General features: G+C 51.0%; 26 protein-coding genes and 1 pseudogene. 8 read left to right on the top strand and 19 right to left on the bottom strand.

The window, feature by feature from the left end:
- Together SIB80_RS06125 and trpA are read left to right on the top strand one after the other, a co-directional pair.
- Positions 1–348 (top strand): DUF3007 family protein, encoded by a 348-nt coding sequence (locus SIB80_RS06125; RefSeq protein WP_041384294.1) that lies wholly within the window; start codon positions 1–3, stop codon positions 346–348.
- A 46-nt stretch (positions 349–394) separates the two neighbouring features.
- Positions 395–1,222 carry a tryptophan synthase subunit alpha gene (trpA, locus tag SIB80_RS06120; RefSeq protein WP_063419423.1) on the top strand — a complete coding sequence of 276 codons (828 nt, stop codon included), beginning with the start codon at positions 395–397 and terminating at the stop codon, positions 1,220–1,222.
- Between the two features lie 134 nt (positions 1,223–1,356).
- On the opposite strand, the gene SIB80_RS06115 is transcribed toward trpA, so the two are convergent.
- Positions 1,357–1,728 carry an AbrB family transcriptional regulator gene (locus tag SIB80_RS06115; RefSeq protein ID WP_011129843.1) on the bottom strand — a complete coding sequence of 124 codons (372 nt, stop codon included), beginning with the start codon at positions 1,726–1,728 and terminating at the stop codon, positions 1,357–1,359.
- A gap of 102 nt (positions 1,729–1,830) precedes the next feature.
- On the opposite strand from SIB80_RS06115, the gene SIB80_RS06110 reads away from it, so the two are divergent.
- Positions 1,831–2,100 (top strand): YciI family protein, encoded by a 270-nt coding sequence (locus SIB80_RS06110; protein ID WP_011129842.1) that lies wholly within the window; start codon positions 1,831–1,833, stop codon positions 2,098–2,100.
- On the opposite strand, the gene SIB80_RS06105 is transcribed toward SIB80_RS06110, so the two are convergent.
- Positions 2,076–2,453 carry a c-type cytochrome gene (locus SIB80_RS06105; protein WP_063406635.1) on the bottom strand — a complete coding sequence of 126 codons (378 nt, stop codon included), beginning with the start codon at positions 2,451–2,453 and terminating at the stop codon, positions 2,076–2,078. The two genes, SIB80_RS06110 and SIB80_RS06105, sit on opposite strands and share 25 nt — an antisense overlap.
- Positions 2,454–2,803: 350 nt before the next feature.
- Here SIB80_RS06105 and SIB80_RS06100 point away from each other — a divergent pair.
- Positions 2,804–3,259 (top strand): annotated as a pseudogene (locus SIB80_RS06100) (Nif11 domain/cupin domain-containing protein); the annotation flags it as partial.
- On the opposite strand, the gene SIB80_RS06095 reads toward SIB80_RS06100, so the two are convergent.
- The 5 genes from SIB80_RS06095 to SIB80_RS06075 all read right to left on the bottom strand — a co-directional run bounded on the left by SIB80_RS06095 (position 3,222) and on the right by SIB80_RS06075 (position 5,797).
- Positions 3,222–3,752: a phosphate-starvation-inducible PsiE family protein gene (locus SIB80_RS06095; RefSeq protein ID WP_063419421.1), complete on the bottom strand. Its 531-nt coding sequence runs from the start codon at positions 3,750–3,752 to the stop codon at positions 3,222–3,224. The pseudogene SIB80_RS06100 and the gene SIB80_RS06095 sit on opposite strands and share 38 nt — an antisense overlap.
- 29 nt (positions 3,753–3,781) lie before the next feature.
- Complete coding sequence (locus tag SIB80_RS06090) at positions 3,782–4,066, bottom strand: hypothetical protein (protein WP_063419420.1); 285 nt, start codon at positions 4,064–4,066, stop codon at positions 3,782–3,784.
- A gap of 5 nt (positions 4,067–4,071) precedes the next feature.
- Positions 4,072–4,389, bottom strand: a complete 318-nt coding sequence (locus tag SIB80_RS06085) for a hypothetical protein (protein ID WP_063414013.1) — start codon at positions 4,387–4,389, stop codon at positions 4,072–4,074.
- Complete coding sequence (locus SIB80_RS06080) at positions 4,389–4,760, bottom strand: YkvA family protein (RefSeq protein ID WP_011129836.1); 372 nt, start codon at positions 4,758–4,760, stop codon at positions 4,389–4,391. Before SIB80_RS06080 ends, SIB80_RS06085 begins: the two co-directional genes overlap by 1 nt.
- A gap of 110 nt (positions 4,761–4,870) precedes the next feature.
- Positions 4,871–5,797: an RNA polymerase sigma factor RpoD/SigA gene (locus SIB80_RS06075; RefSeq protein WP_063419419.1), complete on the bottom strand. Its 927-nt coding sequence runs from the start codon at positions 5,795–5,797 to the stop codon at positions 4,871–4,873.
- Between the two features lie 239 nt (positions 5,798–6,036).
- Here SIB80_RS06075 and SIB80_RS06070 point away from each other — a divergent pair, with 239 nt between their 5' ends.
- Positions 6,037–6,507: a DUF2214 family protein gene (locus SIB80_RS06070; protein ID WP_011826454.1), complete on the top strand. Its 471-nt coding sequence runs from the start codon at positions 6,037–6,039 to the stop codon at positions 6,505–6,507.
- A 5-nt stretch (positions 6,508–6,512) separates the two neighbouring features.
- Positions 6,513–7,145: a hypothetical protein gene (locus tag SIB80_RS06065; RefSeq protein WP_063419418.1), complete on the top strand. Its 633-nt coding sequence runs from the start codon at positions 6,513–6,515 to the stop codon at positions 7,143–7,145.
- Between the two features lie 47 nt (positions 7,146–7,192).
- Here the strand turns inward: SIB80_RS06065 and hisIE are convergent, their stop codons facing one another.
- Entirely contained in the window at positions 7,193–7,861 is a 669-nt protein-coding gene (hisIE, locus tag SIB80_RS06060; RefSeq protein WP_063419417.1) for a bifunctional phosphoribosyl-AMP cyclohydrolase/phosphoribosyl-ATP diphosphatase HisIE, read from the bottom strand.
- 1,063 nt (positions 7,862–8,924) lie between these two features.
- Here hisIE and SIB80_RS06055 point away from each other — a divergent pair.
- Positions 8,925–9,410 carry a 6-carboxytetrahydropterin synthase gene (locus tag SIB80_RS06055; RefSeq protein WP_063419415.1) on the top strand — a complete coding sequence of 162 codons (486 nt, stop codon included), beginning with the start codon at positions 8,925–8,927 and terminating at the stop codon, positions 9,408–9,410.
- A gap of 49 nt (positions 9,411–9,459) precedes the next feature.
- Here SIB80_RS06055 and clpB read toward each other — a convergent pair whose 3' ends face one another.
- The 11 genes from clpB to SIB80_RS06000 form a co-directional block, all read right to left on the bottom strand.
- Complete coding sequence (clpB, locus tag SIB80_RS06050; protein ID WP_063419414.1) at positions 9,460–12,051, bottom strand: ATP-dependent chaperone ClpB; 2,592 nt, start codon at positions 12,049–12,051, stop codon at positions 9,460–9,462.
- A gap of 429 nt (positions 12,052–12,480) precedes the next feature.
- Positions 12,481–12,696: a Nif11-like leader peptide family natural product precursor gene (locus SIB80_RS06045; RefSeq protein ID WP_063419413.1), complete on the bottom strand. Its 216-nt coding sequence runs from the start codon at positions 12,694–12,696 to the stop codon at positions 12,481–12,483.
- A 199-nt stretch (positions 12,697–12,895) separates the two neighbouring features.
- Complete coding sequence (petE, locus tag SIB80_RS06040; protein WP_063419412.1) at positions 12,896–13,255, bottom strand: plastocyanin; 360 nt, start codon at positions 13,253–13,255, stop codon at positions 12,896–12,898.
- Between the two features lie 34 nt (positions 13,256–13,289).
- Positions 13,290–14,291, bottom strand: coding sequence for an NAD-dependent epimerase/dehydratase family protein (locus SIB80_RS06035; protein ID WP_063419411.1), 1,002 nt, complete (start codon positions 14,289–14,291; stop codon positions 13,290–13,292).
- The gene (gene hemE / locus SIB80_RS06030; protein WP_063414025.1) at positions 14,288–15,346 is read right to left on the bottom strand and encodes a uroporphyrinogen decarboxylase; all 1,059 of its coding nucleotides are present in this window, start codon (positions 15,344–15,346) and stop codon (positions 14,288–14,290) included. Before hemE ends, SIB80_RS06035 begins: the two co-directional genes overlap by 4 nt.
- A 109-nt stretch (positions 15,347–15,455) precedes the next feature.
- Positions 15,456–17,726 carry a 1,4-alpha-glucan branching protein GlgB gene (gene glgB / locus SIB80_RS06025; RefSeq protein ID WP_063419410.1) on the bottom strand — a complete coding sequence of 757 codons (2,271 nt, stop codon included), beginning with the start codon at positions 17,724–17,726 and terminating at the stop codon, positions 15,456–15,458.
- Between the two features lie 100 nt (positions 17,727–17,826).
- A complete protein-coding gene (locus SIB80_RS06020) occupies positions 17,827–18,594 on the bottom strand; it encodes a DUF3887 domain-containing protein (protein ID WP_063403251.1) in 768 nt (255 codons plus the stop codon).
- Positions 18,549–20,192: a CocE/NonD family hydrolase gene (locus tag SIB80_RS06015; RefSeq protein ID WP_063419409.1), complete on the bottom strand. Its 1,644-nt coding sequence runs from the start codon at positions 20,190–20,192 to the stop codon at positions 18,549–18,551. Before SIB80_RS06015 ends, SIB80_RS06020 begins: the two co-directional genes overlap by 46 nt.
- Positions 20,182–20,448, bottom strand: a complete 267-nt coding sequence (locus SIB80_RS06010) for a hypothetical protein (protein ID WP_011129820.1) — start codon at positions 20,446–20,448, stop codon at positions 20,182–20,184. Before SIB80_RS06010 ends, SIB80_RS06015 begins: the two co-directional genes overlap by 11 nt.
- Before the next feature lie 66 nt (positions 20,449–20,514).
- The gene (locus tag SIB80_RS06005) at positions 20,515–20,919 is read right to left on the bottom strand and encodes a DUF4332 domain-containing protein (protein WP_063419408.1); all 405 of its coding nucleotides are present in this window, start codon (positions 20,917–20,919) and stop codon (positions 20,515–20,517) included.
- Complete coding sequence (locus SIB80_RS06000; RefSeq protein ID WP_011129818.1) at positions 20,909–21,388, bottom strand: Ycf51 family protein; 480 nt, start codon at positions 21,386–21,388, stop codon at positions 20,909–20,911. Before SIB80_RS06000 ends, SIB80_RS06005 begins: the two co-directional genes overlap by 11 nt.
- A gap of 65 nt (positions 21,389–21,453) precedes the next feature.
- Here SIB80_RS06000 and SIB80_RS05995 point away from each other — a divergent pair, with 65 nt between their 5' ends.
- The gene (locus SIB80_RS05995) at positions 21,454–25,890 is read left to right on the top strand and encodes a translocation/assembly module TamB domain-containing protein (protein WP_063419407.1); all 4,437 of its coding nucleotides are present in this window, start codon (positions 21,454–21,456) and stop codon (positions 25,888–25,890) included.
- Position 25,891: the final 1 nt, after the last annotated feature.

Here is a 25,891-nt window from a genome sequence, read left to right as displayed (position 1 = left end):
ATGACGCGTGCCAAGGTCATTCAGCTGGGCTTTCTTGTTTTGATACTCGGGGGGATCGCTTACAGTGTATTGAGATTTACGGGCCTGGATAGTATTTCTGCCGGTATCGCTGCTCAATCACTTCTTGTTGTGGTTGTTGTCGCCTGGACGGGATCATATCTACTTCGAGTGGTTTCAGGGAATATGACCTTCATGCAACAACGGCGACGTTATCAACAGGCCTATGAAAATCTATCAGCTGCTGAACTTCAGGCTCGCTTCGATGCATTACCTGATGCTGAGAAAGTTTCCTTACTGAAGGATATTGAGGATGAGAATCCTAAGCAACAAGCCCCCTCTGACCCATAGGTTCTAGGGCCTTTGCCCCCCTCACGCCTTCTTCTAATTGATTGCTATGGCAGATTTCTTGGCACCTAAATCCAATACACACGCCACAATCAGCAGTCGCTTCCAACGAGTACAAGCTGAGGGACGCCTTGCACTCATGCCATTCCTAATGGCTGGTGATCCTGATCTGGAAACCACTGCTGAGGTATTGCTCAGCCTGGAGCAATCTGGCGCGGACATGATCGAGCTGGGCATTCCCTATAGCGATCCTCTCGCCGATGGTCCGGTAATTCAGGCAGCTGCTTCTCGAGCACTGGCTTCTGGTACGACACCAGCTCGGGTCTTGCAGATGTTGATTGACTTGCGGGGCAAACTTTCCATTCCTGTGATCCTATTCACCTACACCAATCCATTGTTCAACTGGGGTATGGAGCGTTTCTGTGATGAAGCTGCTGAGGCTGGAGTTGCCGGTCTTGTGGTCCCAGATCTTCCACTCGAGGAAGCTGAGCGCCTTTCTCCCTTGGCTTCTGCTCGTGGACTTGATCTGGTTCTTCTGGTGGCTCCTACTACACCTGCGGAGCGCATGGCAAGGATTGCAGAAAGTAGCAGGGGTTTTACCTATTTAGTAAGCGTGACGGGAGTTACTGGCGAACGTTCTGTAATGGAGGATCGTGTTCAATCCTTGGTGCAGCAACTCAAGTTGTCCGGCTCCAATCCTGTAGCAGTCGGATTTGGAATTTCTGGGCCTCAGCAAGTACGGCAGGTGCGAAGTTGGGGTGCTGATGGAGCCATTGTTGGCAGTGCTCTAGTGAAACGAATGGCTGCTGCGGCCCCTGGATTCGTTGCTCAAGAAGCGGGTCTTTTCTGCAAGAAGCTGCGCAACGCTGCTGGATGAGTTTTATCTTGCTCATATCTATCATCCTGCCTTAAGACACAACAAAAAAAAGCCCTGGAAGATTTCCAGGGCTTGCGTGATTCAAATGAGGTTGGAACGATCTTCTCCGAATCTCCCTTAGCTCAAAATATGAATCAATCGTCGTCTTCGTCACTTCCTCCAGCGGGAACTAGGCGAATCTGCTTGCGTCCAAGCTTGATTTCAAACTCATCGCCAGGCTTGAGATCAAGTAAGGCTGTATAGGCCTTGCCAATCAATAGATTGCCATTGCCCTGAACAGTAGCTACATAACTAAGCTTGCGTCCACCCTTACCGATACCTGCGACACCAGTTATACCAAGGCTTACACCTTTAGCTTCTAGTAGAGCTTCGTAGAAAGCAGTGAAATTAAGGCGTTCTCCACCATCCTTCTTCGTGGAGACATAGCCACAGGCGCGAACAAGATCGGATTTGCTGACATCACCCAGGTCTTTGACTTTCGTGAGGAGGTCGCTGCCGGTGAGCATGATTTGTAAAAAGGAAATCTACTTCAACAACATAGCGTTTAGTTACCCATTTGTGCCATCCTTTAAGAGACAAATTTTAGCGATGAGTTTTACGCAGCAGACATGGCACGATTTGTTCTTTGGGGTACTTACTGCGAGAACGCACTTGAAAAGCGAAGCCCTTTTCGTGAAGAACACCTCAATAGGCTTACCACTCTTAAGAAACAGGGCATTCTGATCACTCTTGGTCCAACAGAAGGGAGCACTCATGTTTTTGGGATTTTCGAAGCCGCAAGTCTTGATGTTGTTAGGAAGCTTCTAGAGCAAGACGTTTACTGGAAGGAAGGAATATGGACCTCTCTTGAGGTTTACCCTTGGGTCCAAGCATTCTGAGCTTGAGCCCATATCCAGGCCGCCACGAGCTGATCTCCACTATCGCCGAGAACATCCTCGTAGCCAGACATTTGCCCGATTCCTTCTCGAGCCACTCTGGCGATTGCTTGAGGATTATCTAGACCATTGCGCTCTAGTGCTTTGAGCCTAAGGGTTTTGTTACGTCGGATGATATTGCCACCATTTACATGACACCCTGAACAGTGTTGCTTGAATAACGATCCTCCAGCATCGGTATCCAATGCAATGGTGCCAATAGGATGGATCAAGAGTGTAGAGATCAGGATTAATAATCCTGCAGTTTGGCCCCCAAGTTCAAGTACAAGTCGCCTCAGACGAATCTGTAGGTTCATGCAATCATCAGCAGTAACGCCTAAGTCTGCCGTAGTGATCTGTTGTGATCTGCTGATACCGCTTTAACAGTTGCGCATGGGCTTGGCACCCCCGTGAAAGAGAGGACTGGGGTATCACAAAGGCCTCGAGCAGATCCCGAGCCGAATCAACTGCTGTTCACTGCTCTCATAGGCTCGCTGATGTAAGGCATGGAAATAGGTTGTGAATCCTCGTCAAAGGTTTTCATGGTTGAGTATTTCTATGCGTGTTGTGATGATCAAAGCGGATGAGGCAACCAAAAAAATTTCGCTGATACCTTGAACAATTTGTTATCAGCATCATTAGTTGGAAATGAATTCTGGAGAAATGGATGGCAGAACAGGATCTCTACCGATTCCTCGACAAGGTGCAACAGCTTCAAGAAATGATTCAGTCGCTAGAAACTGTCCCTGGCCGACGAGAGCTGCTAGCCGCTTGTGGAGATCACAACCAAGTGGTGAAGTTAGCTCGATCTTGGGGCTTTGAGATTGGACGCCGTTGGGGTGAACTTGAGCCTGACGAGCAGCTTTCTTCCGATGCCAATCTACTAACGCGGCCATTACCTCCACAAGGACAGGAACAACAGCATCTTCTCCACGCTGGTTCAAATTGGCGCCTAGAGCTAATTCTCTCTTGTGCTGCATCTAGTCCAGAGGGGTTCTGGTATGACCAGGCTGATCACGAATGGATTGTGCTAATGAAGGGGAGTGCACGTATGCAACTGAAAGATCCCGATGTGTGGGTTGATCTCAGCGTGGGAGATCAGCTGCATTTGGCCCCTCACCGTCTGCATCGTGTGGAACGAACTGATCCTCACCCTGGGACAATTTGGTTGGCTTTGTTCTGGAACGAGCAGAAAGCTCCGGATCAATTGTCGCTCTCTTAACCAGCCAATAAGCCCCGGCCAAAGCAATCGAGGCAATCCCCAGTCCAGCCAGTAACTGAGGTTTATCATCAGATCCTGGTGGCAACACGATCACTTTGCGCGCCACGGCTGTCAGCGCTGTAACAAGCACCAGCTCAATCTGTACAACGTGGCGGCGGAGATAACTGGTGACGTTCTGAAGCACTTCAAGAGCAATCAGCACAGTTAACAGATCACCAAGAGTCTTGATCAAGTCATCCCCAAGCCAGCTCTGCTGTGAATCAACGAACAATTCATTGCCAACATTCACGATGAGCTGTATCAATGCCGCAATGATCACAACAACGGTGATCAATGTGAGAATCTTGACAATTACTCTTTCTCCCCAATCCACTAGATTGAGGAATGAAGGCATTGCCCGCTTGAGGCGGCGCAAGGCGGATCTCAGTTATTGAAAGGATTGTAGGAAGGCCGAGCCGGGGTATCGCCGCTGGGATTCTCAAGCTTGGTATCGCAGGCAATGGATCCATCGGCCTCTTCAATGCAGTTGCTGGGCACGACTTTGCTGTTTTCACCTGTACGGCTGTTCGGTCCAAGTAGCCAACCCTCCGACTGTGCCTGCAGGCTTAAAGGAGCAGCTAATTGCAGACTGGCAGTCATTCCTAGGAAAGTCACAAGTAAGGGAAAACGCATGATGAAACAGTCATTCAGATCCACTTTGCCTGTCATCTGATTCAGCTGCCGCAGTCATCGCGGATTTCTTGCAGAAGTAGGTCTAGTTGGCTGAAAGGATCGGCATCTTTTTGGTTGTCAGATTGAGATGATGCATTCGTTCCAACCCATTCGGCTTCAATTTCACATAGACGTGCCGCCACCCGTGGTATTCCTCCCAGGCGATGTTCACGTTCCAAGACCTCAAGCAAGGCAGGCATGCGAGTCGATACAGCCTGAAGGCTTCGACGCAGGTCTGCCTGGGTACGTCCCTGCTGCTTCAACCAATCCTTCAACAGGAGGGTCAGCTCATCTTCAACTTGACCAGACCACCCTGACATCAGCCGCCAACTGGAAACCACCGATCTAGTTTGCGTCGGGCACGATCACGAATCTGGGGGGTCATGTGATTGCTCCAGAGGCCTACGACTGCGGTAAGTGCAACAAGGTCATCACTAAATCCTGCGACAGGGATCAAATCTGGCACCAAATCAATGGGCATGATGAGGTAGGTCAGTGCAGCGAGCATGGTGAGTCTGGCCTGTGCAGGTGTTGATGCATCCAGGAGCATTTCCAAAGCTTCTAAAGCCGGCCTGGCAAGGCTTCGCCCAGCCTGACGCAACACCTTTTGAAACAGACTCTGATCAATAACGGAACTTTCCAGCACCGTTGCATCGACGGTGGTGTGAGTTGCGGTGGCCTCATCAACCATTGTTTGTCGGCGCCGATGTCATTCCATTGTTACCTGATTTATGGGGATTCATAAGATGAACTCCGCCCCTTCTTGGGGCGGAGTCCCTACTTTTCAGTGAGGTTTATCGCTTAGAGGGTGCTTTCTGCCAAACCACTCTGTATTCCTGTTTTGCGAAGTTTTCGCAGTGCCCTTTGTACCACCTGCCTGCAGTATTCGCGGCTGCAACTCATATGTCGTGCAACTTCTGCGAGGGTGCGCCATTCATGAGATCCGTCGAGTCCAAAACGAAGTGTGACCACCATCCGTTCTTTAGGAGTGAGATTCGCACGATTGAGCAAAGTCCATACCGATGCAGTTCTTTCCGCCATTTCGGCACGCTCAATCGGAGGGATCTCTTCGCTGGGAAGAACATCCGCAAGTTCTGAAGGATCGGATTTTGACTTCACAACTCCTTGAAGGCTCACTGTCACACTGCGTAATTCACAAGCAAGCAGATCTTCCACTTCGGCCATCGGCAGTCGCATGTTTTTTGCCAATTGCTCAGCAGTGGGAGGCAAGCCGTTGCTCTGCATCAGTCTTGACTTTGCTGCCCTTAATTTGGTTAGCTTCTCATTCACATTAACGGGAATTCGTATCGTCCTGCTCTGGGTGGATAGTGCCCTGTTAAGCCCCTGGCGAATCCACCAATAGGCATAGGTCGAAAATCTATGGCCACGGGTTGGGTCATATTTCTCCACTGCTCTGGTAAGTCCAAGCGTGCCTTCTTGAATCAGATCGAGAAGATCAAGACCCTTGCCCTGGTAGCGCTTGGCAAGATTCACTACAAGTCTTAAATTGGCAGTGATCATCTGATTTTTGGCTTTTTCACCACGACGAATGGTGAGGCGCTGATCATCTGAGTATTCGCATTCGGGCCCTGCTCCACCAGCAAGATGGCAGCGGTCAGTAAGCGCAACCATGGCCTGAACCTTCCGACCCATTGTCAGTTCCTGTTCAGGTGTCAGAAGTTGGTGGCGCCCGATCTCCCCAAGATAGGCACTTAAAGAACTCACCATATGGAACTCAACTCTTAATTGAACCTAGAGCCAAAGTGTTTCCATCCTGACTGCGTAAGGAAGAGTGCAGAATTAACTTTTTATGCGTTATTAAACAGTTTCTTCAGGATGTCGTGTTGCTTTGATTGATGCAGACCCCCTCTCACCCTCTTCTTCTATTGAGATAGCCGTTCATTGAGCTTGATGTCGCTAGCGTCAAAGCGAATTTCATTCATCCCATCCACTTGGGAGTCGTCCTCATGCCTGAGATTGTCAACAATGCTGGAATTGCCTACGTCCACTACCTGAGCTTCATGGTTTGCTTTGCTGCCTTGGTGCTTGAGCGAAAGCTGTTGAAGGCTTCCCCAAACCGTGGAGAAGCCACGGCCATGGTCATCACGGACATCGTTTATGGCGTAGCAGGCTTGGCGCTATTGATCAGCGGCATTCTGCGGGTGTTGTATTTCGGCCAAGGGAGTGACTTTTATACTCAAAACCCTTTGTTCTGGTGGAAGGTAGGAGTCTTTATTGTTGCGGGGACTCTTTCGCTTTATCCAACTGTCACCTATATCCTCTGGGCTATTCCACTGCGCAAGGGAGAACTGCCTGAAGTGAGTTCCTCGTTAGTGACTCGCCTCGGTTGGTTCATCAACATCGAAATCATTGGATTTGCATTCATTCCCCTTTTGGCAACCCTGATGGCCCGCGGCGTCGGCCTTCCTTCTCAATAATCCAAATGGTTCCAGATCCCTGTCCACCAGCGCAAGACGTGCGTATTTTAAATGGTGGGCTCCAATTACCCGAGTCCAGAAATGGGCTCGGGTATGTCGAGAAATTAGCGACCACCAGTTTTGGTTATCCAAGCCTGCCTCATTGGTGTGTATGGGTTGAACCAAACCCCAAAGGCTCTGTTGCGGGCCATCGCTGGTTAAAGCGATGGGCCAATGCTGTTGATGCTGCATTCAATAGCTGGTCTGAAGTGATTCCACTAACGAGGGTCACTGAGATTGAACGCGCTCATGTGTTGGTGTTTAGAAAACGCCCTCCGCTGCGACAGCTCCCCTCCGGTTGGCGTGCCAGCAATGGCCGCAGTCTGCTGACGATCGTTGAGGCTCGACGCAAAACAGCAACCCAACTTGAGCCAAAAGTGAAGGTCATGGTTTCACCAGAACTAAGAGCGCCTGTCCTTCAAGCCACAGCCTTGCATGAGCTAGGTCATGCTTTTGGCCTATGGGGGCACAGTGATCATGCTGGCGATGTCATGGCCGTATCCCAGGGGGCAGTGCCTGTCTTGACTGTTTCCAAAAGAGATCGGCTCACACTTGAGTGGATCCGTTCACAATCCACCAACTTTGGGCAACCACGTTGATGGGAATTTCACTAAAAAGAATCACTCAATCAGCCACAGTTCAGCATTCAGTTTCGACGCGGTGCTCCACGTCTATTAGCGAGCACCTCAAGCACTTCTCTCCAGTTCAAACCGTGGTGGGCAAGAGCGACTTGCAGATGAAAGAGAAGATCAGCTGCTTCATTAGCAATTGCCTTCGCATCGTCGTCTTTGCAAGCCATCACAAATTCCGCACTCTCCTCACCAATTTTTTTGAGGATGCGATTGTCTCCACCTTCTAAAAGCTTGTTTGTATAACTGTTGGCTTCGGGTGTGGTGTGGCGTTGATCAATCACCCGAAAAAGTTCACTGCATGCATCCATCGGAGGTGGCAGAGTGAGTGAGTCTCCCTGCGAATGCTGGTTTACCTCTGCGAAGAAACAGCTTCGGGCTCCGGTATGACAACTGACCAAACCGGTTTGTTCGATACTGAGTAAAAGCACATCAGCATCGCAGTCATAACGAATTCCCTTAAGGATCTGCGTATGACCGCTCGTGGCACCTTTATGCCAAAGCTCCTGACGCGAGCGGCTCCAGTAATGAACTTGGCCACTCTTTAATGTCTGCTCCAAGGCAGTGCGATTCATCCAGGCCATCATCAGAACGGCTCCATCAAGCCAATCTTGGGAGATCGCTGGAATCAAACCAATATCGTCAAAACAAAGTTGGTCGATGAAGGCGGGGCTGAGGGGTTGCATTCGTCCTCAAGGAGCGCAGGGGCTGCCGTGCAATCATCCCTCAGCACCAAACTAGTCATCAACTGCTTCGCTCTCGCATGATCCGCCCCTCCTAAGGCCTTTTAACCTGGGAGAGGATGGAGCAGTGCATCAGCATCTCGAATGCTATGAGTGCTGATTAGAAATTTCACCCCTAGCCATGGCTAGGGGTCAGGATCAACAGACACCATAGACATCAAGAGGTGATGGGTGGGCTTATGGACTGATAAGAGCTACTCAAAGCATTCAGTCTCAGTATCAAGCAGATGGCTTGTCTCAGGCTCAGCTAGAAGGGGAAGCTTCCAAATACTGATAAGTTGAATTTCAATGGCTATATCATCGATAAAGCTCTGAACAGACACCTTTCCGGTTTTATTTCTACTGATGTATGGAAACAAGCTACATCGATCTTTAACTGGCAGCACGTCCAAGCAAATAAATTCAATCAATTCTTGCTCTCTTCTTAGATCTGAGCAATTCAATTCTCCAGATTTAGCACTTGCCAGTTCTCATATCTCCTTTGTCACCAGGCAACGCCATCCAAGATATTGCCACCAATCACAGATCTAATGTTGCCAAAAGGAGCCTGACCTGGGTTTCCGCTAAAAGAACTTGCCAATTGCGGAAAACATCAAATATCATGCTTCTTCTTGCAATCGGATTGGAGGCACCAACTTGAAAGCCTTGATCAGAAATCAATGGATACCCGCAGACATGCAGCAATGTTGCCTGAAGAATTTTTGTTCAATTAGATATACTTTTGCAAATGAGTTGATGATCAAACCCAAGAGCCTTGACTCTAAATCATAGAATTTAGATGAGTCTTTAGATCTTGCCTCTAGAGTACATTACCCTAGGCAACTCCCTTCAATGGAAAGCATTTACAATGCATTGCCTTGAAGATTGACTTCTATTTAAACATGATTTTGTTCGTCGCCTAAGCTGATCCGTATAGTTACATAGATCGAATCACGAGATCAAAGTCACTCTCTACACATAATCTCAAAACACACGCCAACTGCAGTAACTCTCTGGATGAACGACCGTGACTAAGACACTCAAGAATGCTTACACTTGTAGCAAGAATTTCTCTGGATATCCTTGCTGTCATCGTCAATGGCGTCATCCAGGACACTGTCGATTTGTGCATGGCTATAGCCGCAGTTTTACCTTTTGGTTTGCAGCTCAAGAGCTTGATCCCTACGGATTTGTCGTCGACTTTTCCAGTCTTCGGGATCTGGAACAACAACTCAACAACCAATTCGATCACACCTTCCTCGCCAATGCTGATGATCCGCTCCTGTCTCAATGGCAGAGCCTGAATGATCAAGGCGCTATTGATCTAAGGGTGATGGACAACGTAGGCATGGAGTCCAGCGCAGAGCTGGTTTGGCAATGGGCCAATGCCCTTCTGCTTGATCGAGATGGTGGGCGCAGCTGTTGCTGGCGGGTAGAAGCGCGTGAGAATGAAGCCAATGCAGCTTGCTATGAAGCAACACCTACGTGGTTTGAGACGAAGACTCTGCTCTGATCAATTTGCTCGATCGACTCCCCTAATGGGAGCGCAAAGGGGATAAGCATTAGCGAAAACTCAGACGCTCCTGATCCACATCCACATGCACAATCTGACTATCTCCATAAAGGCCCGCCAGGATACTTTTGGCTATTGGAGTTTCAAGCTCGCGTTGTATCGCTCGCTTAAGGGGTCTAGCCCCATAAACAGGGTCATAGCCAGCATTGGCGAGCCAATCAGCTGCTGTATCACTGATCTCTAGGCCAAGCTTGCGATCGCAAAGACGCTCACGCAGCCGATTGACCTGAAGGGCAACGATCTGACGCAATTCCTCGCGCCTGAGGCTATGAAAGATGATTGTTTCATCCAGGCGGTTGAGAAACTCAGGCCTAAAATGAGCGTGCAAAGCATCATGAACTCGCCGCTCCATTTCCCCGTATTGACTATCATCGCCTCCCAAGTCGAGAATCGACTGGCTGCCAATATTACTGGTAAGAATTAGCACCGTATTTGTAAAATCAACTGTGCGACCCTGACCATCGGTGACACGTCCATCATCAAGGATCTGTAACATCACATTGAACACATCTTGGTGTGCCTTCTCCACTTCATCGAACAGGATTACCGCATAAGGGCGTCTGCGTACGGCTTCGGTGAGCTGTCCACCAGCCTCATAGCCGACATAACCCGGAGGTGCCCCAATCAGTCTGCTGACACTGTGCTTCTCCATATACTCAGACATATCGATTCGAACCAAAGCCGCCTCGCTGTCAAACAGTTGAGAGGCCAATGCTTTGGATAGCTCCGTTTTACCGACACCAGTGGGGCCTAGAAATAAAAAACTTGCGATCGGGCGGTTGGGATCACTTAAACCTGCCCTAGAACGCTGAATCGCATCCGCAACAGCTTGCACAGCCTGTTCTTGGCCAATCACACGTTGGTGGAGTTCTGCTTCAAGTCCAAGCAGCTTTTCCATTTCCGACTGCACAAGCTTGGCGACGGGAATCCCGGTCCATTTAGCGATGACATCAGCAATATCGTCTTCCGTAACCTCCTCTCGCAGCAGTGATTTATCGCCTGGCTCTCCATCTTGGGCCAGGGCAGTTTCTTTCTCGCTGAGTTGTTTCTGCAATCCCGCCAGAGTTCCATACTCCAGTTCAGCTGCCTTGTTGAGGTCGTAGCTGCGCTTGGCTTGCTCAACTTGCAATTGCACCCGTTCGATTTCTTCTTTGAGCGAAGAAAGGTCGTCAATCGCACCTTTTTCTTGTTGCCACTGTGCATTGAGGGCACTTTGTTGCTCTGCTAATTCAGCAAGTTCGCGTTCTAGTTTTTCCAACCTTTCCTTGCTAACGGAGTCGGACTCACGTCCTAGGGAAAGCTTCTCCATCTCGAGCTGCACAATCTTGCGATCGATTTCATCAATTTCCTCAGGCTTGGAAGTGATTTCCATTTTCAGCCGTGCAGCAGATTCATCCATCAAATCGATGGCTTTATCTGGCAAAAAACGATCGGCAATATATCGGCTACTGAGCACAGCTGCAGCAACTAGGGCGTTATCAGCAATGCGCACACCATGATGCACTTCGTAGCGTTCTTTGAGACCACGCAGGATGGAGATCGTGTCTTGCACTGTGGGTTGATCCACAAGCACTTGCTGGAATCTTCTTTCTAAAGCGGGGTCTTTTTCGATGTGCTGTCGGTGCTCATCGAGGGTCGTTGCACCAATGCAGCGCAGTTCTCCTCGAGCCAGCATTGGCTTAAGCAGATTGCTGGCATCCATTGCCCCACCGGTCGCTCCAGCGCCTACAACAGTATGGATTTCATCAATAAAAAGTACGATTTGTCCTTCAGAGGCGGTAACTTCTTTGAGCACCGCCTTGAGTCGCTCTTCGAATTCACCTCGATATTTCGCCCCTGCAATCAAAGCACCCATATCAAGGGCGATTAACTGTCTGTTCTGAAGGGCTGCAGGTACATCGCCATTAACAATCCGCTGTGCGAGGCCTTCAACAATTGCGGTTTTTCCCACCCCTGGCTCCCCGATGAGGACAGGGTTGTTTTTGGTGCGCCTACTAAGAATCTGAATCGTGCGTCGAATCTCATCGTCTCTTCCGATGACAGGGTCGAGTTTGCCTTCGCGAGCAGCAGCAGTAAGGTCTCTGCCATATTTTTCGAGAGATTCGTAAGTTCCTTCTGGGTTCTGATCGGTCACCTTCTGGTTTCCGCGTACCGCGTCAATTGCAACCTTTAGTTTGCCGGCATCCACGCCCGCTTGATTGAGCAACTTGCGGCCACAACGATTGTCCCCGGCCAATGCAAGTAACAGATGTTCAATCGAGATGAAACTATCGCCAAAAGCTTGCTTATGTTTCTCAGCTTGATCGAGAAGATCATTGACTCCCTTGCCCAGATAGACAGAGTCTGGCGCTGCCTGCAGAGTGGGCTGTTCTTGCAGGTGTGCCTCCACGGCTGTTTGCAAGTTGCCGATCGACACACCTGCTTTTTCTAGGATTCTTCCTGCCAAAGCGTTTTGCTGGAGCAGTGACAACAACAAATGCTCTGTTTCCAGTTGCTGGTGCTTGCGTTGTTGGGCAAGTTGTTGGGCCAAAACGATTGCTGCCCAGCCTTTTTCGGTAAATTGATCCGCCGTAGGTTGCATGTGGTCTTTTACGTTGATTCAACCGTATGTCGACTAACCATTAGCGCCAAGCGGTAAACCGTTCTGATTGGTACGGCTCTTTCGGCAGAGTGTGGTAAGCACCACCAAGAGACAAATCAAACCTCATTGCTGAATTCGTCATCAACAACTGTCATCTATGCATTAAGGTATTTAATTATTGGCTTAAAGAAGCCTATAGATCAACCATCCAAGCACGATTAGATCATCTCTTCATCGCTTAAGCTTTTAATATTCTCTTGATCCAAATGCAATCGCCTACCCAACATTTAGCCTATCTTTTACTCTAAGGAAAATGTATTACTACTGACACCAATCATGCTTATACCTTAATTCAACATAAGCGCCATGACCTTCAACCATTTCAAAACCAAATATTTAAAGACTTGCAGCCACTTGCATTCAAGCCAATCATTTGCGAATTGGAGAGATTCTACTGTTTCTAAACCAATCCTCTATCTGCTGTGACTCAGCCTCATTTTGAAGGTCGTAAAGCTTGACAGAAAAACCATAATCTTTAGCTAGATCTATCAACTCCTGATCATTAGAGCAATTCTTCAGCTGGTCCCGCAGCCTTAAACTGTGCTCAGCGGCATGGAGAAGATCAGAGAGCCCCTCTCGTGTCATTGCATCATATAAATTCTTAGCTTCATAATATATCCAAGCTTTGATGCCTGCAAACCTGCGAGAAACCTATTCAAGCTTGCTTGAGGGATCAAACCTATGTCATCCAATATAAATAATGAGGCAACAAAAAAAGAATTGCCACCTCAGGCTTGATATTTTTAGGGTCTTTAAAATCTACTTATTGATCAGTCAGTTCAACTCAATTAACAGTAACCGTTCCAACCATGCCAGCGCCACGATGGGGCTCACAGTAGAAATCGTAAGTACCAGCAGTTGAGAAGGTTTGTTCCCAAGATTCACCAGGTGCAAAGGCTAAATCTGGATGGCTTAACTCATCGTGACCTTCAAATACAGCGTTATGTGGGGCCAGATTGTTGTTGACGAACTTGATCGTATCTCCTTCTTGAATCGTTATAGAGCTGGGCTCGAAAGCAAGCATGCCTGAGTCGGAGCCTAGCTTCACTTCAGTCGTGGCAGCCTGAACGGAAGAGACTCCAAGCCCAATCACCAAAAGCAGGGCGCAGGCAGCTGCTGAGATAGAGCGAAGCATTGAGGCCATGAGGGCTTACATGATTTCTAGGAATACTTTAGCCCTAATTGTGAAGTTTTCCGCGCTGCGGCAGCCCTGAATCTGCCAAGACGGCTTCAAGTGTGGCTGCATGGCTGTGACCTCCGACACGTTCTGGTGTCGTAATTGGATCATGCACAAAGTGCCGTTGTTTGATGCTGAATCGATCCCAGGCATTGATTTCGATCGGTAGCACCTTGATCAGAGCCTCAATCAGCCAACCCCAGAGGGGTAGGCCAGGCGTCTGCCTAAGCCCACGCCAACGACAAAGAGTCGCTATTGCTTGATTCACAGAGATAGCGGGTTGACCCATAACCAAACGCCGAACAGCTCCCTGCCCAGCCTCTCGATTGGGGAGTTTGGGGGTCGTTGCCAAGTGGCCACATATGCAAGCAATATCAGCTGCGTGAATGAAATGAAAGCTGGCATCAGCCCTTAGCCAGCGTGCCAGCCAAAGCCAGCGGCTTGCTTCTTCTAACCCTTCAGTGAGATAGCTGGTAGGGAATGGGCTCGTACCATCGACCCTTCCCCCGAAAACGAGCGTAGGAAAAACAGCCACGATCCGATCAGCCAACGGATGGTGCTCTAGGTCCTGGAGGCACTGAGCCTTGGTTTGAATGTATTCAGTGCCATACGCAAGAGCTTCTGGCAATGGCTGAAGATCCCGGTTGAGGATGCTTGCCGTAGAGAAATAAGTAATCTGCTCAAGAACATCTGGATTGAGAAGCCCGAGCAGAGTTTTAACAGCCACAACATTCACTTGATGGGCTCGATCTGGATCCCCCCAAGCCGTTGCCGTATGAATCACACGGCTGACCGTGGCTAGCTGATTAGCAAAACAATGGGGATCACGTAAATCTCCTACCAGCAGTTGAACACGTGGGTGTTGCGCTGAGATGGCTGTGAGTTTGGCCGGGTCTCTGAGCCAGAGCAGTAGCTCGGCATCGGAGTTTTCAAGTAGCCAGGCGGCTGTGTACTGCCCAACACAGCCGCTGGCTCCTGTGACCAGGATCCGGGCAGGAGTCAAGCGGCAGATCCGATCAGATTGTCAACAGTCTTGCCAGTTTCGAAAAACACCTTGGCATTGTCCTCAGGTGTTCCAGGCAGGATGCCATGGCCGAGGTTGAGGATGTGCCGGCGACCTCGAGCCTTGCGAACCGCATCGACAATTCGCTCTCGAATCGCTTCTGGTGTTCCAAACAACAGGCCAGGGTCAACATTGCCTTGCACACCTAAGTGATCGGGAAGTCGAGCGCAGCCATCGGCCATATCAACAGTCCAGTCAAGAGAAATGATGTCGACACCTGTGCGCCCCATTCGTTCCAACACTCCAGCGCTGCCGGAGATGTAGAGAATCATTGGAGTGTCGGGATGAGTGGATTTCACCAGGTCTACGACTCTTTTTTGATAAGGCGCTGCAAAGGTGTCGTAGTCGGCCGGGCTTAGCTGACCGGCCCAGGAATCAAACATCTGCACGACCTGGGCGCCGGAATCGATTTGATAACGCAAATAAGTGGCAATCGATTCAGCGAAATGGTTGAGCAAACGATGCAGAAGATCTGGCTGCTGGAAAGCCATCGCCTTGATCACGGCGTAATTCTTGCTGCTTTTGCCCTCAACAACATAGGCAGCAAGGGTCCAAGGAGCCCCCACAAAACCCAACACAGCAGCTTTATTACCAACGCTCTCGCGCAGGCGTCCGAGCACCTCGCCAACAAAAGGCATGGTTGCGTTTGGCTCCAATGGCTGAAGAGCCTCAATTTGGCTGAGGCTGCGAATCGGCTTTTGGATGAGGGGGCCCTTGCTTTCAACGATGTCGAAATCGATGCCCATGCCGGGCAAGGGAGTGAGGATGTCTGAGAACAAAATCACCCCATCAGGCTGGAATGCTTCAAAGGGCTGCATCGAGATCTGGTAAGAGAGATCAGGATTTTCAGAACGCTCTCGAAAACTGGGGTAACGGTCCCGGAGATCCCGGTAAACCTTCATGTAGCGTCCCGCCTGGCGCATCATCCACACAGGGGTCCGCTCGACCGACTCACCACGCGCAGCGCGGAGCAATAAGGGCTGGGAGTCGCTCATTACAAGGGTCAGGATCAGTCAGAAAACCTACCTGAAGGCCGTTGTTGTTCAGGCCATCAGTGATGTTGAGAAGGCAGCTTCGTCACATGTTCATTGGCTTTGGCTGCACTCAAAGACTTCGCTTCGGGTCATGACGGAAGACCAGCACGCTCAGCGCTGGTAGACAGAGTTCAAGAGACTGCTCATATCCATGGATATTGAATTCATCAGTGTTTTTACCGCCCATATTGCCGAGGTTTCTACCGCCGTAACAAGAGCTATCTGTGTTCAAAACTTCCTGATAATAGCCACTCATAGGCACGCCAATTCTGTAATTTGAATGACTTTGAGGTGTGAAGTTGGCGACGACGACAAGCCAAGTTCCGCCACTACTTTCACGACGCATAAAGCTGATTACAGAATGACGATTATCATTGCAATCAATCCATTGGAATCCATACTGATCAAAGTCATCTTTCCATAGAGCAGGCTCGGCTTTATAGAAAGTGTTGAGGTCATCAACCAATCTCTGCAGACCCTTATGAGGATCATGTTTCAACAGCTCCCATTGCAGATCTCCCCATACATTCCATTCCGATCGTTGACCAAATTCCATTCCCATGAAGATAGTTTTCTTGCCAGGATGGGTCCACATATAGGCAAGCAATGCACGAACATTTGCAAATTTCTGCCAGTCATCTCCTGGCATCTTATGGAGAAGATTGCTTTTACCATGCACAACCTCATCATGACTAAGTGCCAGCATGAAGTTTTCGGTGTAGGCATACCAAATAGAAAAAGTGATGTTGTTCTGGTGAAACTGCCTAAACCAAGGATCTAACTCGAAATAATCGAGCATGTCATGCATCCAACCCATATTCCATTTAAGATTGAATCCCAGCCCGCCCATATCAGTGGGCTGAGTAACCATGGGCCAAGTTGTTGACTCCTCCGCAATTGAAAGCGCTCCAGGGAAGTGCTGGAAAAGAACGTGATTGGCCTGTTGGAGGAATCGAACTGCTTCTGTATTTTCTCGCCCTCCATCTTCATTGGCAATCCATTCTCCATCAGGTCGAAGATAGTCGCGATAAAGCATCGAAGCCACCGCATCAACACGAATACCATCAATATGGAATTGCTCAAACCAATACACAAGATTGGCAACGAGAAAGTTGCGAACCTCGTTGCGGCTGTAGTTGAAGATCAACGTGCCCCATTCCTTGTGTTCACCAATGCGTGGATCAGAATGTTCGTAGAGATGGGTTCCATCAAAGAAGGCCAGGCCATGACCATCCTTAGGGAAATGGCCTGGCACCCAATCGATGATCACACCTAAACCTTCGGCGTGGCAGCGATCAACAAATGCACGGAATTCATCCGGACTTCCAAATCGGCTGGTGGGTGCATACCACCCTGTGACCTGGTATCCCCATGAGCCATCAAATGGATGCTCTGAGATTGGCATCAGTTCAATGTGGGTGAATCCCCGATCTTTCACGTAGGGGATTAACTGGTCGGCTAGTTCGGGATAGGTCAGGAGACGAGCTTCAGGCTTCATGTCCGCAGCGGGTACCGGCGCCCGAGGCGTGCCATCCAACTCGATATACGGTTCATCTGTTGCTGCATGAATCCAGCTGCCTAAATGCATTTCATAGACAGAAATTGGTTGATCGAGAGCATTACGACTATCCCGTTGCCGCATCCATTGCTCGTCCTGCCATTGATAGCGATCAAGCCTCGCGACTACGGAGCTTGTCGCTGGGCGCACCTCGTGCTGGAAACCATAGGGATCAGCTTTCTGATAGCAATGGCCTTCCTGCGTTCGGATTTCGTATTTATAAAGCCCCCCTTCTTTAAACCCAGGAATAAACAGCTCCCAAAGGCCTCCCTGGCGACGCTGCATCGGATGATGACGGCCATCCCATCCGTTTAATTCTCCGAGAACAGCCACACTGCATGCATGGGGTGCCCAGAGGCAGAACATCACTCCCTCAACACCCTCACGCTCCATCAGGTGAGCGCCCATGCGTTGCCAAATGTGGTGATGGTTACCCTCCGCAAAGAGGTGACGGTCCATCTCCCCCATCCATTCATCGTGGAAGGCCCAGGGGTCGTGCTGCTCATGCACGATTCCTGCGCGTTTAACCCGCACCTGGTATGTGCGGCCAGGATCTTGGTTGAGAGCTGCTTCGAAGATCCAGGAGTGATTGGGCGTAGTCATGGCAGTCGTTCTGCCATCACAAAGCAGCTCTACTTGGCTTGCCTCCGGCATCCAGATGCGCACGATCCATTGCCCCTCATGGGATTGAGGGCCCAACAGCGAGAAAGGGTCATCGTGGCGACATTCAGCAAGTCTTTGGCCGTCTTGAACCACCCAGTCGAGGGCAACACTGGTGGTCATGGGGCAAAGACATCAATGGCCGGGAGCTTAGGTCGATTCATGGACCGCAAGGGCAGACTGAGCACCAGAGGGAGCAGTTGAATCAGCGAACGCTGATCAATCAGACCAGATCAGCTGAGAAATCCACGTTGATGATCTCCCCTTGACTGTTGAAAATGACAAAAAGGTTGTCTGTTAAATCGCCAAACTCAATGGTCACTAGAACCAGCTGCTGTTCCCCTCCTTGGCTGGCAACAATTGCATCTTTCACCTTTTGGAAACCGCCGCTGACGCGATTGAGTTTTGTCCACTTGCGTTGTAAGTCTTGTGGTTTCAACTCCTGTTGAAAGCTCAGTTCAAGAAAGGAACGCGCAGCGATCCAGCGAGCAGAGACCAAATCGTCAACGAAATCAATGGCCGATTGCTCGATCGGCAATGCTTGACCACTCCATTTCCATGCGATCAATTTCCCTTCCTGATCGAGAACCATGATCAACGGGACGTCTCCATCGATGGTCTCAACCATGGCGTCGACAGTGGTGTCGTCTATGCCTGGTGAGACGTCGACAATGCGACTTGACTTGACTTGAGGGCGCCTTTTCAGACGTTGTTGGATCCGTTCAGTGGTGGTGGTGCTGCGCAGAGCTTCTGAAAGTTGGCCATAGATGGTTTTGGCGTCTTGCACCACTAATGCCTTGAGCAGGATTTGCGCTGTTTTTGTCGCCTCAGCAGGGCTCAAAGTGGTCTTTTGAATGGTCTCCTGCGCTGCCACAGTCGGAAGGGTTAGTGCACTCAGGCCCATGGGCAATCCAAGGGATAGGCTCAGCAGGCAAACAGACAGCTTCAAAACTCTTGGGGCAAATCGAAATCTATTTTGCCGGAGTTCCATGACAAAAACCTCAACTTGGATCCATTGAGCTGCAGTGTCATTGTCACCACTTGGCAATGGGGTCCTGGAGGGCCACAGGGATGACGATCGTGGCCTGGGTTGACACCAATGGCCGGCCAAGCTGCACCTGCGAGAGATAGGCGCAGATGTTCTCCTCGCTGCAGGTCTGCAAGAATTGGTTGAAGTTTCACCTTGCGCGGCAGCATGCGCAGGGCCTGCTCTCCTTCCACACGCAGAAAACCTGTTGAGAGCTGCTTCACCTCGCTGTGGTTGCAATTAACAATGGAGAGGGCAACGCAAAGGTCAAATCCCGGTTGATCTGACTGCACGGTCAGCTGCAGTAATGGGATCCCATTGAGTTGGAGAGGTTCCTGCAAAGCAGTGCTTGTGAAGGTAGCCACATCGGCGCGCTGGTCCAAGGCGCTGCGCTCAGCAACTCCTGGTTTTGGGCTGAGATGTCCTCCCACTGCTTGAACCGGTCGCCAAGGGTCATGAACCACATAAACCACGCCGCCACCTTTCTTGTTCTGATGCAGAGTGCCTTCTGAGGGGTCCAAGCAGGCCATCCCTCCACTGACAAGACTCCAGCTGACATTGGCTGATGTTGTGGTCTGGGTGGGGCTTGCAAATGTCTGCCAAGAACAAGACGTGATATTCCAGATCCGCCCATAGGGTCTTGAATTAGTTAAGGCTTTCGAAGATTTCAGATGGCGATCAAAGAACTCCAGCTGAAGTTGCTGTGCATCAGGCCACCACTGCAGGTGAGTCGCTGGACCGATATGAAGTTCTGGGCTACCACCTACTTGGCTTGATCGTTGATAGAGATCAAGCAGGCCATTCAAATGGGGATCCCACCAGCCACCCAGAAGCAGCATCGGTTGACGAAGCCAGGAATCCAAGGGCTTGTGTACAACCCAGCCTTGATCGTTTTGGCTCGCTTGATGTAGCCATCTAAAGCTCATCCCATCGGGATCGTGGCGTTTCAGAAGTGCCGGCCCCTCATACAGGTAGCTGTCGTCTTCCAAACTGCGGCGAAGCTCTCTCCATGCTTCCCAGTTACCACAGCGACGAGCTTGTAGTGCTGCAAGTTGCAGCCCCCAGGCCAAGCCAAGATGCCACCAGTGAGCACCCCCCTCACAACTCCAATGGTTGCGCTCATCAACTCCTGCCATCGCTGGTGCCAGACAATCCGGTGGCGGCGTCCCAGGTTCGGCAAGCAGCTGTGTTAGGCCCTGATAGGAAAACCCATAAGTTCCAAGGCGGCCATTGCATTCTGGTAACTCCCGAACCCATGCATGCGTCTGACTGGTATCAGAAGCTTCTTGCAGGAAGCCATTGAAGTGGCCTTCGGAATCCCCTTGACCACGTACGTCCTGGACCACGACCAGATAGTCGTGACTTGCCCACCAACCAGGATGGATGTAAGTCACAGTTGAGGCGAGCGCACGTCCGTAGGGCTGACGCATCACGAGAGCAGGCCAGGGTCCCTCACCTTTCGGGATCCATAACCTGGCAACGAGCTTGACCCCGTCAGAGAGTGTCAGCCAGGCATCGTGCCAGTTCACGGATCCAGAGCTCGTTCGACCTTCAACGCACATCCGGGCAGTTCATTCCAATCACATAGGTGGCCAGAATCTCAGCGTTATTGGAGCTGAGATTGCGCTGGCGGGCAACTTCTGAGATCGCTTGAGATGAATAAGCAGAAACCCCTTTGGTATTGAGAGCCTTAAATTGACTGCACAATTCGCGCGCTTCGCCTGGGTTGTTTTTGACGCTTTCAAGAAGGCTGGACTGCGCCTTGACATCCGAAGCACTGGCAAGGGCTACGACGATCAGCGCTGGCAAATAGCGCATTGGTCCCAAACATGCACGCTGTCATCATTTGAGACACTCTTGTCGGGATTGTGGGGCTTCGCTAGGTCAGTTCTGCAGTTGCCTCGTGCGAGCAAGCTGGATCCAGCGATTGGCCATAGCAAGGTCCACGCTCGATTCTCGATGGTTATTGAGTTGGCGTTGTAACCGTCCCGTCTGATGCACGACATCCTGTGGAGTCGCAGCTGCCAAAGCGGCTGCAGTGGCTAGCCCGGAGTGGATCAGCAAGGCAGCATCCGCCAGTTCTAGATCCAGATCACAAACAAGTGCCGCCATGCCTCGCAATCGTTTCAGGTTGCGGGTCGTCGCAAGCCCTCCCTTAGCAAGTCGGTTGAGTTCCTGGTCCTCAAGGCGTTTCAATGCGCTCCATGTTGTGATCCCTGCGGCCACGAGCAGGGCTTGTTCGTCACGAAAGCTTTGAGGTAAATCTCCCAGAGGTTGATCAACCTGCATCACTTTTTTCGGCTAATGGCAGCGTGATGTTCTGACGCAAGTCGCGTATGACTTCGCCGAGGATGACGGGTTGACTGACACCCTCTCCAACCGATTCCAGCCTGCGTAGCCGCACATGCACCTCACTGCCGTTATATCCACCGCGATGGATGTTGCCTGCTAGTTGCTGCAATGTGGCTTCAACCGCTTCATCCGGAAAGTCATCAGGGACCTGGGCGACAACAAGGTCCGTGCTGTTGTCAAACACCACGGGTACCACCAGAGCTCCTTCCACCTTGAGGGGGGGGGTATAGCTCACGCCAAAAGCCCAACAGCTTGCCAAAAGAAGAAGGTTGAAGCTGGTCACTCCCACCAGCCGGAAGCGTTGTCCCCAACGAACCAAGAAAGCAATCAGGGTCATTAGGCTTAGGGCTAGGCCTGACCAGGCAAGCCATCCGGTTGCGGTTTCAATCAGCTCTGGAATGGACATGGACTGGTGAACCTCAAGAGAACTACTTATATTTCGCACGCTCCCAGGAAGGTTGACTCAAATCGATGGGAGAGAAGAGTCAATCCTTGGCTAAAGGGCGATGGAAACGCCCTGCTGTTCTACTGCTAACGAGCAGCTTGGTTGTTTGGGTTGGCGCCGATCGAGTTGTTGCGGCCCTTCTTGAACGTCTGCGTCCGCAACTGGAGCAACAGCTTTCAAAACCTCTAGGCCATCCTGTAAAAATTGGTGCCTATCAGGGCCTGCGGCCCTGGGGTATGGCCATTGGTCCCACTGAAGTGCTGCCTGGAAGTCATGACGATTCCACAGCATCGCTCTCTGGTCTAACCATCAGCCTTGCCCCAATGGCCAGCCTGTTCCGTTTGCGACCCGTTGCCGTACTCACCCTTGAAGGATCACGGTTAACGCTACGTCGTAATCAAAAGGGTTTCTACTGGGTCCCTGGTCCATCCAAAGGCGATCCTCCCCCAAAGGTTGATCTTCAGCTGCGGTTAACTCAGCCCGCCAGGGTCCGTATCGAACCGGTGAACTTGGAGTTCACCGCCACTACACGGGCAGACCTTCAGCTGGCGGAGGGATGGGCCAATGGATCTGTCCAATTTGTATTGCCAGATCGTGGCAGATTCTTCCTAAAGGGCCGTGGGCGCTGGGATCGTTTAGAGCTTCAGGCCCATGCTCGTTTGGACCAAATCAGCCTTGAACCATTGCAGGGGCTTTTGCCCGGAACGCTGCCCATGCAAATGCAGGGTCAGATTGGCGGTGACCTCCAAGTGAGTCTTAATCAGGGACGCATGGGCTGCAAGGGAGCCCTGTCATTGGTTCGATTCCAATTAGCGGGTGGTCCCCTCAAAAAGTCACTCTCATCTCGTGAAGCCAAGATCAACTGTCGTCAAGATCGTCTTCAGTTACCTCTCAGCCAGTGGCGTTACGGCCCTTGGACCGCTTCTCTAAAGGGAGGTGCTCGTCTCAATCACTCCTACAACCTCGACCTCAAGGTCAACCAGCGGCAACAAGGGCATGCCTTCCAAGCCCGGATCAATGGACCTTGGCATGAGCCCAATCTGCACGCCAGTGGCCGCTGGATTCTTGCCCCAAAGATCCCCGTTGATGGTCCGCTGCAACTGAACTTGCAAATGCGCACCAACTGGCGCAATCCCAAGGCCTTCAGGGCCGTTATTGACACTTTTGATGTTCGTGGTCCAGGTCTTCAGGTCCGTGCAAGGGGTCCCCTCTATCCCGAGTTAGGGCTGAACACCCAGCGCCTGGAGTTTGCAGGACCTGCATGGCAGCGCATCCCTGTGCTTGCTGATCTTCTCGGCAGCCAAGCCTTGATCAAAGGCAAGCTTCAGATTGAGGGTCCTTCATCGAGCCCCCAACTTCAGCTAAGCCTTGCTCAGCAACGTAATCCTTTGCTGGAAACCTGGTCTCTGCGAGCGGGGTGGTCAGCAGATTCCGGCTTGCTCCGCTTAAGGCAGTTCAACAGTCCCCTGCTCAAAGTTATGGCGGACTTGCCTCTCTCAGTTGATCAAGGACGCCTACGCAGTGGAGAACTGCAGGCCAATCTGAATTTGAGTCCTTTCCCTTTAGCTCGTGTTGGTCCGCTTCTCGGCACCTCTTTGGCTGGAACCCTTGCTGCTTCGGGGCAGGTGAGAGGGCCATTGTCGGCCCTTCGTCCAAATCTATCCCTCCGGGTGGTGAATCCAGAGGCGGGAGGATTGCGGTTGTTGGAAGATTGGCAAGGGAACTTAGCCGGACTCCCTGCTGGGGGTAGCACTCTGCTGATGGAATCAGTGGGGGGGGTGATCCCTGGGCAGCTCTCATCTCGATTGGGACGCGACTGGTTGCCAAAGGAGTTGGCGATTAACCGTGGCGATGGCCGTCTCTCGCTAAACGGCATTTCAGCTCACTATCGCTGGGAGTTGAACAACTTCAAAGTGGATGGGATTGAGGCGGCCCTGTCTTCAAAGCAGCGATTTGAAGGCCTTTATGGTCAACTCAGCGGATCAGGCAGCCTGGGTCTTCAGCCCCTGGTCATGGAAGGCCAAGTCACCATCAGCAATCCAGGGTTGATGGGTCTGCAATTTCAACAGGCTTTGCTTCAGGGGAGGGTTGCCAACCAGCGCTACAAGCTGACTGGTGAGCTGCTACCAGCGGATACAGGCCAGATCAATCTTGCAGCGGGAGGTCGCCTTGGTGGCGAACTCTCTGCTAAGGCAAAGGCACTCGGTCTAAGCGCGCGTTGGCTGATCTCTAGTGCAGAGCAACTTTCTAAGTTTAATGATGTTCTTCCAACTTCGATTGGGCGAGCCCAAGATCTGGGCACTCTGTTGATGCAAACCTTGGGAAGGTCTCTAGATGATCAGCTCAAAGTCTTGGCAGCGGCGCAGGCTTCCGTCAATCGTTTCGACCAGCAAAATCGTCGTAGCAGGATCATCCATCCAGAAGATCTACGTGGGCAGATTGATGCGGTGATAGATCTGAAGGGTCCCGATTTGTCCAAGCTCAATCTGGGGCTAAAGGCCAGCGGTCATCTCTGGACAGAAGGTGAGTATCAGGATCACGCCCTACAAGTCAAACCCATTTTCGCCTCGATTCAAGGACCTCTGCATGGTGGGGAAGGGTCGTTTTCACTGCTTCACGTTCCCTTTTCTCTGCTTTCGTTGGTTGCACCTCTACCTCAAGCACTGCGGGGCGCTCTGGGACTTTCGGGTCGATACAACCTCAGACGGGGAACCCCTGAGATCACAGCTGATCTAGTGATGGAAAGCGCCAGGTTGGCTGAAAGCTCATTGAGCTTGGACAAAGGGCAGATTCTCTTAAATGATGCCCTCCTGAACCTCGACTTGGCGCTGCGAAGCTCTTCTTCCAAAGAGGCGGTAACCATTACCGGTCAAGTGCCTCTTGATCCCTCCTTGCCGATAGACGTCAGGGTTGAGAGCCACGGCGACGGCCTACATTTTCTGGCTGATTTTGCTGAAGGTGCGGTCACCTGGAAGGGCGGTAACTCCGACCTCAAGTTGTTGTTTAGCGGCAGCCTTAGCGCTCCTCAGGCGAATGGATTTTTGGTGGTGCAAAACGGCGAATTCGTCGTCATGGAACAAGTTGTCAAAGGGTTGGAGGCTGCCATGTTTTTTGACTTCAATCGCCTTGAGGTGCAGCGTCTCAAAGCAAAGATTGGTTCGAAGGGCATCTTGCAAGGTGCGGGATCCATTGCCTTGCTTCGCCCTGCACCTGAAGACCAGCCCCTGACTATCGAGATCAGTAAGTCCCGTTTTAAGTTGCCAAAGGCTGATGTAGGGGTGGCCGCCAAGCTCAAGTTCACGGGTGCCTTACTGAAACCCTTGATTGGCGGTGAGCTCACGATCAAAGAAGGAACGATCTCACCCGCCGGATCAGGGCTTCTGCGACCGATCAACTCTGCCATTCAATCCACCAAAAGGCCTGGAGCCGGAGAAGCGATAGCAACTTCCAGCAGCCCCAAAGTTGTTAATGCCAACACCCTGCTTGAGGAGCAGTGGGATTTTAAGAAACCCTTGGTCTTGCTTGGACCAGATGTAGAGGTCAGTCGGAGGAAGATGTTGAGCTCGATGATTCCCAACATCCCCTCTATCAGCTTCGACAACCTGCGTTTAAAGCTGGGGCCAAATTTGCGCATCACTGCTAATGCGCTGGCCAATTTCAGTACAGAAGGATTGCTCAGTTTGAATGGCCCCCTAGATCCAAAGCTTCAGGCTCGTGGTGTGATTCGGCTACTGAATGGGCGGCTGAATCTGTTTACGACATTCTTCAATCTTGATCAGCGAGCTGCGAATGTCGCTGTGTTTACTCCTTCTCTGGGCCTAATCCCTTACATTGATGTCGCCATGAACAGCCAGGTCTCCGACAGCATCAGCATCGGCACCGACAGTAATGCCGCATCAGCGAATGTATTTGACACCAATGGAACAGGTGCTCTTGGAGCCGGAGGACAGTTCCGCTTGATCAAAGTGATGGTGAAGGCCGAGGGACCTGCAAATCGTCTTTTCCAAAACATTGACTTACGCAGCTCGCCGTCACTGCCTCGTGCTCAATTGCTGGGGTTAATTGGAGGAAATTCACTGGCAGGGTTATCGGGAGAAGATGGTCGTGCGGCACTAGCGACTGTGATCGGTCAATCTCTTCTCACGCCTGTTCTTGGATCAATCTCTGATGCTTTCAGTCAACGAATGCAAATTGCCCTTTATCCTGCATACGTCTCGCCGGTTGTGACGAGTCAACAAGAGCGCGTTTCTGGGCAAGTCCCACCCACTCTCGAGTTAGTCACAGACATTGGTATTGATATCACTAAGCGACTTAACGTTTCTATTTTGGCGACACCAGACCGCAACGATATTCCTCCGCAAGGCACCCTTACTTATCAAATCAGTCCCAGCATGAATCTCTCAGGTTCTGTAGACAGCCAGGGAATTTGGCAAAGCCAATTGCAATTATTTTTCCGCTTTTGAC

The sequence above is a fragment of the Prochlorococcus sp. MIT 1327 genome, assembly GCF_047304785.1.
Classification (GTDB): domain Bacteria; phylum Cyanobacteriota; class Cyanobacteriia; order PCC-6307; family Cyanobiaceae; genus Prochlorococcus; species Prochlorococcus marinus_D.
This window is presented reverse-complemented; position numbering and strand designations above follow the sequence as displayed.

Excerpts from the sequence above, each read along its gene's own strand:
- SIB80_RS06110 (WP_011129842.1), top strand. The coding sequence starts at position 1,831 with ATGGCACGATTTGTTCTTTGGGGTACTTACTGCGAGAACGCACTTGAA.
- SIB80_RS06095 (WP_063419421.1), bottom strand. The coding sequence starts at position 3,752 with ATGCCTTCATTCCTCAATCTAGTGGATTGGGGAGAAAGAGTAATTGTC.
- glgB (WP_063419410.1), bottom strand. The coding sequence starts at position 17,726 with ATGACCACCAGTGTTGCCCTCGACTGGGTGGTTCAAGACGGCCAAAGA.
- SIB80_RS05995 (WP_063419407.1), top strand. The coding sequence starts at position 21,454 with ATGGGAGAGAAGAGTCAATCCTTGGCTAAAGGGCGATGGAAACGCCCT.
- trpA (WP_063419423.1), top strand. The coding sequence starts at position 395 with ATGGCAGATTTCTTGGCACCTAAATCCAATACACACGCCACAATCAGC.
- petE (WP_063419412.1), bottom strand. The coding sequence starts at position 13,255 with ATGGCCTCAATGCTTCGCTCTATCTCAGCAGCTGCCTGCGCCCTGCTT.
- SIB80_RS06105 (WP_063406635.1), bottom strand. The coding sequence starts at position 2,453 with ATGAACCTACAGATTCGTCTGAGGCGACTTGTACTTGAACTTGGGGGC.
- SIB80_RS06005 (WP_063419408.1), bottom strand. The coding sequence starts at position 20,919 with ATGCAGGTTGATCAACCTCTGGGAGATTTACCTCAAAGCTTTCGTGAC.
- SIB80_RS06090 (WP_063419420.1), bottom strand. The coding sequence starts at position 4,066 with ATGACAGGCAAAGTGGATCTGAATGACTGTTTCATCATGCGTTTTCCC.
- hisIE (WP_063419417.1), bottom strand. The coding sequence starts at position 7,861 with ATGCAACCCCTCAGCCCCGCCTTCATCGACCAACTTTGTTTTGACGAT.
- SIB80_RS06075 (WP_063419419.1), bottom strand. The coding sequence starts at position 5,797 with ATGGTGAGTTCTTTAAGTGCCTATCTTGGGGAGATCGGGCGCCACCAA.
- hemE (WP_063414025.1), bottom strand. The coding sequence starts at position 15,346 with ATGAGCGACTCCCAGCCCTTATTGCTCCGCGCTGCGCGTGGTGAGTCG.
- SIB80_RS06010 (WP_011129820.1), bottom strand. The coding sequence starts at position 20,448 with ATGCGCTATTTGCCAGCGCTGATCGTCGTAGCCCTTGCCAGTGCTTCG.
- SIB80_RS06015 (WP_063419409.1), bottom strand. The coding sequence starts at position 20,192 with ATGTGCGTTGAAGGTCGAACGAGCTCTGGATCCGTGAACTGGCACGAT.
- clpB (WP_063419414.1), bottom strand. The coding sequence starts at position 12,051 with ATGCAACCTACGGCGGATCAATTTACCGAAAAAGGCTGGGCAGCAATC.
- SIB80_RS06115 (WP_011129843.1), bottom strand. The coding sequence starts at position 1,728 with ATGCTCACCGGCAGCGACCTCCTCACGAAAGTCAAAGACCTGGGTGAT.
- SIB80_RS06045 (WP_063419413.1), bottom strand. The coding sequence starts at position 12,696 with ATGACACGAGAGGGGCTCTCTGATCTTCTCCATGCCGCTGAGCACAGT.
- SIB80_RS06080 (WP_011129836.1), bottom strand. The coding sequence starts at position 4,760 with ATGGTTGATGAGGCCACCGCAACTCACACCACCGTCGATGCAACGGTG.
- SIB80_RS06020 (WP_063403251.1), bottom strand. The coding sequence starts at position 18,594 with ATGGAACTCCGGCAAAATAGATTTCGATTTGCCCCAAGAGTTTTGAAG.
- SIB80_RS06070 (WP_011826454.1), top strand. The coding sequence starts at position 6,037 with ATGCCTGAGATTGTCAACAATGCTGGAATTGCCTACGTCCACTACCTG.
- SIB80_RS06125 (WP_041384294.1), top strand. The coding sequence starts at position 1 with ATGACGCGTGCCAAGGTCATTCAGCTGGGCTTTCTTGTTTTGATACTC.
- SIB80_RS06085 (WP_063414013.1), bottom strand. The coding sequence starts at position 4,389 with ATGTCAGGGTGGTCTGGTCAAGTTGAAGATGAGCTGACCCTCCTGTTG.
- SIB80_RS06000 (WP_011129818.1), bottom strand. The coding sequence starts at position 21,388 with ATGTCCATTCCAGAGCTGATTGAAACCGCAACCGGATGGCTTGCCTGG.
- SIB80_RS06065 (WP_063419418.1), top strand. The coding sequence starts at position 6,513 with ATGGTTCCAGATCCCTGTCCACCAGCGCAAGACGTGCGTATTTTAAAT.